This window comes from Gemmatimonadota bacterium, assembly GCA_016719105.1.
GTDB lineage: Bacteria > Gemmatimonadota > Gemmatimonadetes > Gemmatimonadales > Gemmatimonadaceae > SCN-70-22.
Genome location: JADKAQ010000017.1, coordinates 79,050 through 91,148 on the forward strand (window position 1 = coordinate 79,050; position 12,099 = coordinate 91,148).

Below are 12,099 nucleotides of genomic sequence, written 5' to 3' on the forward strand. Positions count from 1 at the left end.
CTGTATCGCGAGTTTCGCGGGCAGTGCGCGTAGCGCTTGCAGCGCTTGCACCACGCGCACGGGCTGGGGCGGCGCGCGTAGACCCACCGATTACTCACTTCCCTGTCCGCTCGCCGGACGCATAGGTTGCCTCGGGTGCGCCGCCGGGCGAGGCCGTGGCGGCACCCGTCATGTCGTTTGCCGTTCGACTTCCTTCGCATACGTCCGCATGCTCCGCCCGCTCTCTGCCTGCCTCGCCGCCCTCGTCGTCGCCTGCGCCTCTCCGGCTCCGGCCACGCTGACCCCTGCACCGGCGGCCGGCGTCAGCGCGCTCGCTCCCGGCGCCGCGCTCTCCCCCGCGCAGCGCGCCTGGGTCGATCGCACGCTCGCCTCGCTTTCCTTGCGCGAGCGCGCTGGGCAGATGGTCATGGTCTGGGTCCTCGGCGACTACACCAACGCCGACGACTCGACCTTCGCCGAGGTGCGGCGCTGGATCGTGAACGACGGCATCGGCGGGGTGAGCATGTCGTTGGGGACGCCCATCGAAGTGGCGGCCAAGCTCGAGGCCTTCCAGAAGCTGGCCCGGGTGCCGCTGCTCGCGTCGTCGGACCTCGAACCGGCGTTAGGCAGGCTGGAGGGGGCGGTCTTCTCGCACTACCTCATGGAATCCGGCGGGGCGACCGTCTTTCCGACGGCCATGGCGATTGCGGCCACGGGGCGCGACCAGGATGCGTACGACGTCGGGCAGATCATCGGGCGTGAGGCACGCGCCGTGGGGATCCACGTGAACTTTGCCCCCACCGTCGACGTCAACAACAACCCGCAGAACCCGGTCATCAACACGCGCTCGTTCGGCGAAGATGCCGCGCGCGTGGCGCGCCTGTCGGCGCTGTTCGTGCAAGGGTCGCAGGCGGCGGGGACCATGGCCACCGCCAAGCACTTCCCCGGGCATGGCGACACCGACGTCGATTCGCACGCCGGGCTCCCCGTGGTCTCGGCGGACTGGGCGCGCTTTCGCCAGGTGGAGCTCGTCCCCTTCCGTGCCGCGATCGACGCCGGGGCGGCGCTCGTCATGTCGGCGCACATCGCCCTCCCCGCGCTCGAGGGTGACTCCACCACGCCGGCGACGCTTGCCCCGCGCATCATGACCGGGCTCCTGCGCGATTCGTTAGGCTTCCGTGGCGTCGCCATCACCGATGCGCTCACGATGGATGGCGTCGGCAAGGGGTACGGCGTCGCCGAGAGCACCGTCCTGGCCATCAAGGCCGGGGCCGACATCCTCCTCAAGCCGAGCGATCCCACCGGGGCCATCGACGCGATCGTGGCGGCCGTGGAGCGCGGCGAGCTGTCGCGGGAGCGGATCGACGCGTCGGTTCGGCGAGTGCTCGAGCTCAAGGCGCGTGCGGGCGTGGCGTTCAACCGCTTCGTCTCGTTGGACTCGTTGCGCCGCATCGTCGGGGCCCCCGCCCACCGCGCCGCTGCCCACGACATCGCCCGTCGCGCCGTCACCCTCCTGCGCGACCGCGGCGCCCTGGTCCCGAGCGCGGGCAAGCGCACCCTGCTCATCCAGTACATGCCCGAAACCGAGCTGCGGGCGGGACGGGCCTTCGCCGCGTCGCTGCGCAGCGGCAATCCGTCGCTGCGCGTCGTGAAGCTGTCGCCGTCCACGGCGGCGTCGCAACTCGATGCCCTCGCGCCGGCGATTGCGGGGGCGGAGCGCGTCGTGCTCGCCGCCTACGTGCGACGCATCGAAGGCGAAGGGCGCCCCGCCATCCCCGCGCACATTGCCGAGTGGATGGCCGGGGTGGCCAGGGCCGACTCCGCCGCGGCCGAGCAACGGCTGGTCTTCGTGGCCTTCGGGAATCCGTACCTCCTGCGGCAGCTTCCGGCGGTGGGGAGCTACCTGGTCACCTATGGCGTGGGAGACGCGCTGGAGCGCGCCGCTGCCGACGCGATTGGCGGGCGCGCGCGCATCACCGGGACGACCCCCGTGTCGCTCCCGGGGTTCTTTTCCCGGGGGGACGGGATTCAGCGTTAGGCAGCCCGCCCCACGGCAGGCCCCCCCCGGCGCGGGGCGCAAGGCCAGCGCGTCTCTGCACCCGTCCGTTTGGGGCTCTCCGGGCCAAGAGCTTGCGCCGGAGGCGCTGCCACGCCCTTTTTAGGGGTGTTGTTGTTGCAGCTTCCCGCATGGACCGCTCGCCCGCTGCAGGCAGACCGAGGCCACGGATCGATACCGTGCGGCCTCGCGGCCTGTGCACCGATCTCCGTATTCGCCCCGCCGTGTTCGAGCCGCGCTGTACGGCCGTTCGGTCGCGACGTGGTGTCCAAGGCATCCTGACCTCTACGCGCTGGCACGGGCGTCGCCCGGCGCCGTTGCGCGGTCAGGATTCGGGCAGGTGCGGGACGTGCTAACGGTGTGTTGGTGCAGCAAGGCGCGGGAGCATGGCGCGGCTGGCGGTTGTGCGATCGGCAACGCGCGTGCGTGAACGGTGGGGTCAGGGGGAACGTGGCAATGGGGCTGGGATGGAGTGAGGGGATGAGACCGTGAGCGAGCTACGTACGCACTTGCAGCGCGCGCTGGATGGCGCGTTCGCCCTCGAGCGCGAGCTGTACACCAGCGATTCCACCCGCTCGTTCGTGGCGAACGACCTCGCGGGGGGGCGACAGGTCGTCCTGCGCCGGGTCGACGCCGAAGGGAGCACGCGCTCCTCGATCGAGCGATTCCTCCGCGAGGTGAAGCGCCTCGGGCGCCTGCAGCACCGGAACATCGTCCCCGTCTCCTCCGCCGGCGAACACGCGGGGGTGCTCTACTACACGATGCCGTTCATCGACGCGCCGACGCTGCGCGAACGGATGGCGACGGGGACGCCGGTCTCCCTGTCCGAGTCGATGCACGTGCTGCGCGATGTGGCCACCGCGATGGTCTACGCGCATGCGCAAGGCGTCGTCCACGGCGACCTGCGCCCCGAACGCGTCCTGGTGGCTGGTGGCACGACGATGCTCACCGACCTTGGCATCGTGCCGGCGATGGTCGGGTCGCGCCTGATGCCGCGCCAGTCGTTAGGGAGCCCTGCCTATCTCGCCCCCGAGCAGGTCGCGGGGGCGGTCGGCGACTCGCGCGCCGACCTGTACGCCTGGGGGGTGATGGCCTACGAGCTCGTCACCGGCGCACACCCTTTTGCGCGGCACACCACGCCGCAGGCCCTCCGGGACGCGCACCGTCTCCACGCGCCGGCGCCGATCGGTCGGGGCAACCCCTCGCTCCCCGCGGCGCTGGCGCGCGTGGTGATGCGATGCCTGGCGAAGGAACCGGACAAGCGCCCCCTGTCGGCGGCCGATCTCCTCGTCGCCCTGGACAACTCGGCGCGACCACAGGCGACCCCCGTGGGGCTCATGACGACCGCGGAGTTGGCGACGGACACCCGCCCCTCGCGCAAGCGCGGGGGCTGGCTTGCGGTGGCGCTGTTGTGCGCATCCATTGCAGCAGCCGGGTGGTTCCTGCTGCAGCGCACGCGCTGAGCGGCTCCCCCACCCGCGTTGGTCACGCTCGCCCTCCCGCACCGGGGGGGCGCGTGACGTGCTTTTCCACCATCACGTGCCTCGTTCATGTCCGCTTCCCCCGCGACCGCCCCGGTCGGCTCCGTTCCTTCGCACGCCCGCGTCGTCGTCATCGGCGGCGGCGTGATCGGCTGTTCGGTGGCCTATCACCTCGCGCACATGGGGTGCCGCGACGTCGTCCTCCTCGAGCGGCACCAGCTCACCGCCGGCACCACGTGGCACTCCGCCGGGCTCATGGTGACGTTCGGCTCCACCTCCGAGACGTCGACCGAATTCCGGAAGTACACCCGCGACCTCTACGCCCGCCTCGAGGCGGAGACCGGCCTCTCGACCGGCTTCAAGCCCGTGGGCTTCATCGAGTGCGCCATCGATGCGGGGCGCCTGGAGGAGTACCGGCGCGTCTCCACCTTCAACCGCTATTGCGGCATCGACGTCCAGGAGATCTCGGCCCGTGAGGTGCAATCACTCTTTCCCGTGGCCCGCACCGACGACATCCTGGCCGGCTTCTACGTGAAGGAGGACGGCCGCGTCAATCCGGTCGACGTGACGATGGCGCTCGCCGCCGGGGCGCGAATGCAGGGGGCGACGCTCCTCGAAGGCGTGGAAGCGACGGGGCTCCTCTCCGCCAACGGGGCGGTGACCGGCGTGCGCACGTCGGCCGGCGACATCACCTGCGAGATGGTGATCAACTGCGGTGGCGCGTGGGGGCGCGAACTCGGGGTGCAGGCTGGCGTCAACGTCCCGCTGCAGGCCGCCGAGCACTACTACCTGCTCACCGAGGAGATCGAGGGGGTCTCCAAGTCGTGGCCGGTGCTCGAGGACCCCGCCTCGTACGGCTACTTCCGCGAGGAAGGGGGCGGGTTGATGATCGGCCTCTTCGAACCCGTCTGTGCACCATGGCGGATCGAGGGGATGCCGACCGACTTCGCCTTCGGCGAGATCGCGCCCGATTGGGAGCGTGTGGGGGGCTACATCGAGACAGCGATGCAGCGCGTCCCGATCTCGCTCACCACCGGCGTGCGCAAGCTCTTCTGCGGCCCGGAGTCGTTCACCCCCGACCTCAAGCCGTGCCTGGGGGAGGCCCCCGAGCTCAGGAACTACTTCGTCGCCGCCGGACTGAACTCCATCGGCATCCTCACCGGCGGTGGGGTGGGGCGCGCGATGGCGCACTGGATGCTCAACGGACGCCCCGACTGCGACATGACCGGCTTCCACCTCGACCGGTTGCATCGCTATCAGGCCAACCCCGAGTATCGGCGCACGCGCACCGTCGAGTCGTTAGGGCTCGTGTACCAGACGCACTACCCCAACCGGTCGATGACGACGGCACGCGGGGCCAAGCGCGCGGCGATCCACGATCGACTCGCGGCGCGCGGTGCCTGGTTCAAGGACGTGAGCGGATGGGAAGGGGCCGACTGGTACACGGCGGATGGACGCCCCCCGGAGCCCGAGCCGCTCACCTTCGGCCGTCCCCGCTCCTGGGACAACTGGAAGGCGGAACACGACGCCTGCCGCACCGGCGTCATCCTGATGGACATGTCGTTCATGGCCAAGTTCCTCGTGCAGGGACGCGATGCCGGGCGCGTGCTCAACTGGATCTCGGCCAACGACGTGGATGGGGCGAGCGGGCGCACGACGTACACGCAGTGGCTCAACGAAGGCGGGACGCTGGAGGCCGACCTCACCGTCACCAAGCTCGAGCCGGGGTTCGCGGGCACGTCCGGCGAGCAGGCCTACATGGTGATTGCCTCCGATACGGCACACCGCCACGTGCTCACCTGGATCCGCCGCCATACCCCCGACGATGCGCACTGCATCGCCACCGACGTGACGAGCGCCTACGCGCAGATCAACGTCCAGGGGCCGCGTTCGCGTGAGCTGCTGCAGCGCCTGACGAGTGCCGATCTCTCCAACGCGGCCTTCCCCTTCCGCGCGGCCCGCGACATCGACATCGGCTTTGCGCGCGTGCTGCTGGTGCGCATCACCTACCTCGGCGAGTTGGGGTACGAGCTGTACATCCCGGCCGAACAGGCGGTGCACGTGTACGACCTGCTGGTCGAGGCGGGGCGTGACCTCGGGTTGCGGCACGCCGGCCTCAAGGCGCTCGCGTCGCTGCGCATGGAGAAGGGCTATCGCGACTACGGGCACGACATCGACAACACCGATTCCCCGCTCGAGGTAGGGCTCGGCTTCGCGCTCAACCTGCGCAAGCCTGGCGGCTTCCTGGGGAAGGACGCCGTGCTCGCCAAGAAGGCAGCCGGCATTCGCAAGCAGCTGGTGCAGATCCTGGTGAAGGATCCGGAGCCGCTCCTCTTTCACGCCGAGGTGGTGCGGCGCGACGGCGTGGAGATGGGATACGTGCGCGCCGCGTCGTACGGCCACACGCTGGGCGGCGCCGTCGGCCTGGCGATGATCGAACGCGCCGACGCCACCATCGACCAGGCATGGCTCGACGCCGGACGCTGGGATGTGGAGATTGCAGGGCGCCGCTATCCGGCGGTGGCGTCGCTCGCGCCGTTGTACGATCCGGCGATGGCGCGCATCAAGGCGTAGGCGATTCGACGTGGCATCTGACACTCACCCGTCCCACAGAGGCTCTGGTCCGATGATTCCGATCAGCGCGATGCGCGGCATTGGCGCGCTGTCCCTGGCGGTGCTGGCACTTGCACCTGTGCCGCTCACGGCGCAGGGGCGGGAGCCGTTTCCCGGGATGGACCGCTACATCGAGCAGGCGTTGGCGACCTGGAAGGTGCCGGGGATCGGCCTGGCGATCGTGCGCAACGACTCGCTGATCTATGCGAAGGGGTACGGCGTGCGCGCGGTCGGCAAGCCCGAGCGCGTGGATGCGCAGACCATCTTCGCCATCGGCTCGTCGTCCAAGGCGTTCACGGCGGCATCGATCGCGATGCTCGTCGACGAGAAGAAGGTCTCCCTCGATGCGTCGCCCGCGACGTACCTCCCGGGCTTCCAGCTGTACGACCCGTATGCCACCCGCGAGCTCACCGTCCGCGACCTGCTGAGTCACCGCAGCGGGCTGGCGCGTGGGGAGCTGGCGTGGTACGGCTCAGGCTTCGACCGCGACGAGATCGTGCGCCGCGTGCGCTACCTCAAGCCGACGTGGTCGTTCCGCTCGCAGTTCGGCTACCAGAACATCATGTACATCACCGCTGGGCAGGTGGTGGCCAAGGTGTCGGGGAAGACGTGGGACGACTTCGTGCGCGAGCGCATCTTCGCCCCGCTGGGCATGACCGCGAGCACCACGACGATCCGCGGCCTCGAGTCGACGGCCGACGTGGCGCAGCCGCACGCCGAGATCCGCGACACCGTGCGTGCGATTCCCTGGCGCAACATCGACAACGCCGGACCGGCAGGGTCGATCAACTCCAACGTCGTCGACATGGCGCAGTGGGTGCGCCTGTAGCTCGGGCGCGGGATGTATGGCACCCAGCGGCTCATCTCCGCGCGGCTGGTTGACGAGATGCACCAGGCGCACACGGTGATCCGCACCGACTCGGCGGCGCGGGCCAGCAATCCCGACACGCACTTGCAGGCGTACGGGCTTGGCTGGTTCCTGCAGGACTATCGCGGAAAGGTCCTCGTGCATCACGGGGGGAACGTCGACGGCTTCACGGCGCTGGTCGCGATGATGCCCGAGGAGAAGTTCGGCGTCGTCCTGCTCACCAACATGAACGGGACGGGGTTGCCGAACGCGCTGATGCTCAAGCTCTTCGACCTCCAGCTCAAGGCGCCGGCGAAGGACTGGAGCGGCGAGGGCTACAAGCGGTTGGAGCAGGCGCGGGCCCGGGCGCAGGCGGCGCAGGGCCGCGCCGAGGCGCGCGTGGCCAACACCACGCCCACGCTGCCGTTGGCGTCGTACACGGGGACGTACACCGACTCGCTCTACGGCGACGTGGTGATTGCGGAAGCGAACGGCAAGTTGCAGCTGACGTTCGGCCCGACCTGGCGCGCGGAGCTCGAGCACTACCATTACGACGCCTTCCGCGCGCGGTTCGACACGCCGGTCCTGCCGCCGGTGCCGGTCACCTTCCGCATCAACGGGGCGGGCAAGGTCGACGAGGTCCAGCTCGACATGGCAGGGGTGGCGGAGTTCCGCCGCACGCCGGCCCCTCCTGCTGGCGGAGGTCGTTAGGCGCGCACGCCGCGTGGCGGTGCCCGGTGGCGCGGGGGGCCGCCCGTACGACAGGACCTAACGAGCCGTCGCCCCCGAGTCGGCCGCCACGCCAAGGCGCGCGCGCAGCGTCTCGAAGGCGGAGCCCTGCTCGCCCTGCTCGCCCTCCGCGATCTTGGCCGCGACGAGCGAGCGCAACGTGGAACCGTCCGCGCCCGCGTGGTCGGCGGCGACCCCGTGGTCCAGCAGGAAGCGCGCCACGTCGTACTCCTGGATCTCCACCGCATACATCGCCCCCGTCCATCCGCGGCGGTCGTCGCGCGTGGTCTCCAGCGCGGTGAAGTCGGCCCCGTGCTTGGCCAGCATCTCGAGCTTGGGGAGGGTGAGGTAGCTGGAGAAGTACAGCGGCTGCCCCTCGTAGTTGCGCATGTTGGGATCTGCCCCTGCCCCCAGCACGAGGTCGAGCAGGGGGAGCGTGTTGGGGCTGTTGCCGCCGAAGACGTAGGCGACCAGCAGGTGCGCATCGAGGTCGCCTTGGGAGAATTCCGGCTCGATGAGGTTGGGGAGCGGCTTTCCTCCGGCCTCGAGGAGCATCCGCACCGATGCCACGGCTTCCGGTGCGTCGTACGCCCCCGAGGCGTGTTCGATGGCGCGGCCGAGGATGGTGCGACCGCGCTTGCTGCGTGCGGTGAAGTCGATGGGGCCTTCGGCGATGATGCTGCGGACCGTGGCCGTGTCGTTCTTCTCGATGGCGCGCGCGAGGCGCGTGAGGCGGCGGTCGTTGAACTTGCCGTACAACGCCTTGCCGGCGGCGAGGTCGAAGCCGCGCAGCGTTTTCTTTGCCGAGGTGACGAGGAAGAAGACCAGCGGGATCGCCATGATCCCGAATCCTGCCCAGAAGGCCGGGCGCGGCCCCCCGCGTTGCCCCCAAATGAAGAGAGCGGCCGCGACGAGGAGAATGGGGCCGAGGATGACCGCGAAGCCGCGCGCCATCCCTCGCCCGGCAGCGTCGTCGCCCATGTTCTTCGAGACGAAGAGTACGGCGACGAACAGGCCTTCGAGGGCGAGGAGGATCCACCCGGTGATGACGGCGAGCTTCATGGAGAGGATGAGGGGGAGGCGGGGAATATGTCGCGAGGAACGCCCGCCCTCCACGTGTGCGCCCGGTTCCTACTTCCGCCCCCCCTTCCTGGGTGCGGGCGAGGGGCGCCCGGCGGCCGCGCGCACCAGCGTGGACGCGACCCCCGGTCCTTCGCCGGCCGGCGGTTCGGCGCCATACAGCGCGCGATACCAGAGGACCGAGATGAAGTGTGCGAGTGCGTCGTCGTCGCTGGCGACCTCCTCCACGAGGCGCGTGACGTCGGCCGCGCGTGCCGCGAACAGCCGGCGCGTGAGTTCGTCGACCATCCCACCCAGCGCGACGATCGTGAGCTCGATGTCGGCGCGCTCACCCTCGGCACTCGGGAATCGCCGCACGATCGAGTCGACGATGCGCCGGTTCCATCGGTCGCTCTCGCGGGCGAAGAGTGCCTTGAACGCCGGCTCATCCTCCGAGGCCTCGAGGAGGCAGCGCATCAACCCGGCGTTGGCCCGCGCCATGGTGACCCAGCGGCGGTTCGCCGCGAAGATCGTCTGGTACGGCGTCAGCGTCCCGCCATCGCGCGGCGCCGCCATGAACCGGTCGAGAAACTCGCCCAGTACGTCCATGGTGAGCGCCTGCTTGCCATCGAAGTAGCGATAGAGCACGGGGGCGGTGACCCCCGCGCGATCGCAGATGTCGGCCACCTTGAGATGGCGGTAGCCGACCTCGTTGAGCAGCGCGACGGTCGCCAGCCGAATGCGATCGCGCGTGCGCTCGCCCTTGCGGCGCGGTCCGGCGTCGCGCTGCTGTTCGGCGACCCAGGCGTGAAACGACGCCGTCTCGGGCGGTGCTGCCACCAGCGCTTTAGCCAAAGCGCTTCGACGCATCGGTCGCCGCGGCGCGCATCCCGCCCACCAGCGGTTCGTACATGCGCGACAACGCACCGGTCACGACCTTCCCCGCTTCCTTCGGCGTCCCGGCGCGGAACGGCGGGTTGGGATCGTACTCCACATTGAGCATCTCGGCCTTGGCGTACGTCTCGCCCGTCAGGCGCGACGTGATGACGAAGGCGAGGTCGAGTCCCGCCGTCACACCGGCACCCGTGATGCGATTGCGATCCTCGACCACGCGTGACTTCACGGGCGTGGCGCCGAGCTGGGCGAGGATGTCGTGCGTGACCCAGTGGGTGGTGGCCTTGTAGCCGCGCAGCAGCCCGGCCGAGCCCAGGACCAACGATCCGGTGCAAACGCTGGTGATGAAGCGGGCCGTTTCGGCCTGCTTGCGCAGGAAGGCGTGCAGCTCCTGGTCGCGCATCATCGCCATCGTCCCGAGCCCGCCACCGGGGACGAAGATGACGTCCAGGTTCTCGGGGCAGTCGGCGAAGGTGACGTCGGGGAGGAGCTGCGCGTTGCGCCCGGTGGCGATCGGCGCCTTGGTCTTGCCGACGATGTGCACGTGCGTGTTGAGCAGGTCCTCGAAGATCGACTTGGGGCCGAGCAGGTCGAGCGGGAACATCCCGGGATAGGCGACCAGGGCGATGCGGCGCCACTTGGTGGGGACGATCTGCTCGCGAACCTTGGCATCACCCTGCGCCAGGTCGTCGATGAAGCGCTGCATCGAGGCCATGGCGTCGCCCTGCTGCGGCACGAGCGAGGCCTCGGGCGACGCCGGCGTCGCGGCCGAGAGCGCGTCGGGCACGAGGGGCAGCGCGGCGAGCGAGGCGGCGGCGACGGCCAGCTGGCGACTGAAGTCTCGACGATCCATCTCGTCCCTTCTCCTGGAAACGGGGGGGGGGAGGAAAAAAGCTAGTGGAGATTCACAAATAAGCACCTCCCTCCCCATTTCGCCAGCCGGGCGACCGGGCGTATCCCTGCGGTGCAGGGGCGCGCGTCGGCCGGCGCTAGTCGCCGCGCCGTCTCCGTTCCCGCAGCGTCACCGAGTTCCCCGGGGTCCCGCTTACCGTCCCGCGACACACCGGCGAACCGCAGTTGCACTGGAACGACGCACTGGTCTCGCCGAGCAGCGTGGCGAAGTCGAGCGTGAGTTCGTCGCCAGGCGCAATGTCGCGGCGCGCCACCACGTCGAGGCCGAAGAACTCGGTGTTGGGGTCGCACGAGTGGTTCTGTGGTGCCCACTCCGACGGGTTGGAGTCCCAGAGGACGAAGACCTCCTCCGAGACGGGATAGGCGTAGTGGCGAAAGCTCTCCAACTCCGATGCGCTCCACGTGCGCTCCACGTGCCCCCGGGTCACGATGCGCTGCGCCCGCTCCTCGCCGTGGAAGACGATCTCCCCCTTCGTGATGGGACGCGTGGCGTGGATGCCGTAGCCGGCGATGGGGCTCCCCTCGATGCGGAACGGGCGCACGCGCCGCCGGTGCCGAGCAATCCCTTCGGCGACCATCAGCTTGGCGAAGCCGGCCTGCCCGATCCCGTCGTGCTTGAGGATGTAGTCGGCGGACCCCTCGTAGCCGTCGGCGTAGAAGATCGAGCAGGAGAAGTTCACCTCGAGGAAGTACAGGTCGCCGTTCCCGTCGAGGCGAAAGTCCATGCGCGCGTAGCCCACCGCGTTGAAGCCGTTGAAGACGTCGATGGCCGCTTGTTGCAGCTGTCGGACGAGCCCCTCGTCGGTGACAGGGACGTTGGCGTCGGGGTGCAGCTCCGACGTCTTGTGGGCGTACGTCTTGAAGCGGGGCTCGCTGTCGAAGACCCATTCCACCGGGCGGAAGGCGCGCACCTGCCCGTGCGCCTCGGGATCGGAGATGACCAGGCAGGTGAGCTCGCGCCCGTCGATGTACTGCTCGACCAGGAGTTCGGGATAGTCGGGAAGGGTCTCCGCGACCTTGGCGCGCAGCTCGTCGACGGTCCATACGCGCGACCGGGCATCGATGCCCAGCGAGTCGCCGGCGTGCGCCGGCTTGACGAAGAGCGGGAAGGTGAGCGTGCGGGCCACCTGCTCCACCTGGTCGAGGCTCGTCACCACCACGTGCGGCGACGTCTTCACCCCGGAGATGTGGGCGATGTACTTCATCAGGACCTTCGGCGGATCGTACAGCTCCGCGTTGGGCCCGGTGTAGGGGAGCCCCAGCCGGTCGAGCGAGTGGACGACGTCGATCGACGGGATGTCCCAGTCGAGGTAGCCCTCGATGAGATTCACGTACAGGTCGAAGCCCTGCTTCGAGAGGTCGCGCAGCTGCCGGAAGGTGGTCAGCTTGTTGATCGCGACGTGGTGCACCTCGTGCGGCGCGAGGATCGCCGTGAGGTTGCGCGACGGGTCGTAGTTCCCGTAGTCGATGTCCGACCGGGAGTAGTCGGGCTGCAGGACGCAGATCTTCACGCCCGGCTCCGCATGCGT

At 69.5% G+C, this 12,099-nt stretch carries 9 protein-coding genes; 5 read left to right on the forward strand and 4 right to left on the reverse strand.

Translation table 11 applies throughout. The features are described 5' to 3' along the window. The first annotated feature begins 208 nt into the window (after positions 1-208). From IPN47_17540 to IPN47_17560, 5 genes are all read left to right on the forward strand, one after another. Positions 209-2,017: a hypothetical protein gene (locus IPN47_17540; GenBank protein MBK9409809.1), complete on the forward strand. Its 1,809-nt coding sequence runs from the start codon at positions 209-211 to the stop codon at positions 2,015-2,017. Positions 2,018-2,523: 506 nt separating this feature from the next. After that, complete coding sequence (locus IPN47_17545; GenBank protein MBK9409810.1) at positions 2,524-3,498, forward strand: serine/threonine protein kinase; 975 nt, start codon at positions 2,524-2,526, stop codon at positions 3,496-3,498. A gap of 87 nt (positions 3,499-3,585) precedes the next feature. Then, complete coding sequence (locus IPN47_17550; protein ID MBK9409811.1) at positions 3,586-6,090, forward strand: GcvT family protein; 2,505 nt, start codon at positions 3,586-3,588, stop codon at positions 6,088-6,090. Between the two features lie 52 nt (positions 6,091-6,142). Then, complete coding sequence (locus tag IPN47_17555; GenBank protein ID MBK9409812.1) at positions 6,143-6,958, forward strand: beta-lactamase family protein; 816 nt, start codon at positions 6,143-6,145, stop codon at positions 6,956-6,958. A gap of 12 nt (positions 6,959-6,970) precedes the next feature. Next, a complete protein-coding gene (locus IPN47_17560; protein ID MBK9409813.1) occupies positions 6,971-7,687 on the forward strand; it encodes a DUF3471 domain-containing protein in 717 nt (238 codons plus the stop codon). A 57-nt stretch (positions 7,688-7,744) separates the two neighbouring features. Here IPN47_17560 and IPN47_17565 read toward each other — a convergent pair whose 3' ends face one another. From IPN47_17565 to IPN47_17580, 4 genes are all read right to left on the reverse strand, one after another. Beyond that, positions 7,745-8,767 carry a hypothetical protein gene (locus IPN47_17565; GenBank protein ID MBK9409814.1) on the reverse strand — a complete coding sequence of 341 codons (1,023 nt, stop codon included), beginning with the start codon at positions 8,765-8,767 and terminating at the stop codon, positions 7,745-7,747. A 69-nt stretch (positions 8,768-8,836) separates the two neighbouring features. Then, the gene (locus tag IPN47_17570) at positions 8,837-9,604 is read right to left on the reverse strand and encodes a TetR/AcrR family transcriptional regulator (protein ID MBK9409815.1); all 768 of its coding nucleotides are present in this window, start codon (positions 9,602-9,604) and stop codon (positions 8,837-8,839) included. 7 nt (positions 9,605-9,611) lie between these two features. After that, positions 9,612-10,364 carry a DJ-1/PfpI family protein gene (locus tag IPN47_17575; protein ID MBK9409816.1) on the reverse strand — a complete coding sequence of 251 codons (753 nt, stop codon included), beginning with the start codon at positions 10,362-10,364 and terminating at the stop codon, positions 9,612-9,614. 283 nt (positions 10,365-10,647) lie between these two features. Next, positions 10,648-12,081, reverse strand: a complete 1,434-nt coding sequence (locus IPN47_17580; protein ID MBK9409817.1) for an SET domain-containing protein-lysine N-methyltransferase — start codon at positions 12,079-12,081, stop codon at positions 10,648-10,650. Positions 12,082-12,099 lie beyond the last annotated feature (18 nt).

Coding starts and splice junctions, on each gene's coding strand:
- IPN47_17565 (MBK9409814.1), bottom strand. CDS start 8,767: ATGAAGCTCGCCGTCATCACCGGGTGGATCCTCCTCGCCCTCGAAGGC.
- IPN47_17560 (MBK9409813.1), top strand. CDS start 6,971: ATGTATGGCACCCAGCGGCTCATCTCCGCGCGGCTGGTTGACGAGATG.
- IPN47_17540 (MBK9409809.1), top strand. CDS start 209: ATGCTCCGCCCGCTCTCTGCCTGCCTCGCCGCCCTCGTCGTCGCCTGC.
- IPN47_17575 (MBK9409816.1), bottom strand. CDS start 10,364: ATGCAGCGCTTCATCGACGACCTGGCGCAGGGTGATGCCAAGGTTCGC.
- IPN47_17555 (MBK9409812.1), top strand. CDS start 6,143: ATGATTCCGATCAGCGCGATGCGCGGCATTGGCGCGCTGTCCCTGGCG.
- IPN47_17550 (MBK9409811.1), top strand. CDS start 3,586: ATGTCCGCTTCCCCCGCGACCGCCCCGGTCGGCTCCGTTCCTTCGCAC.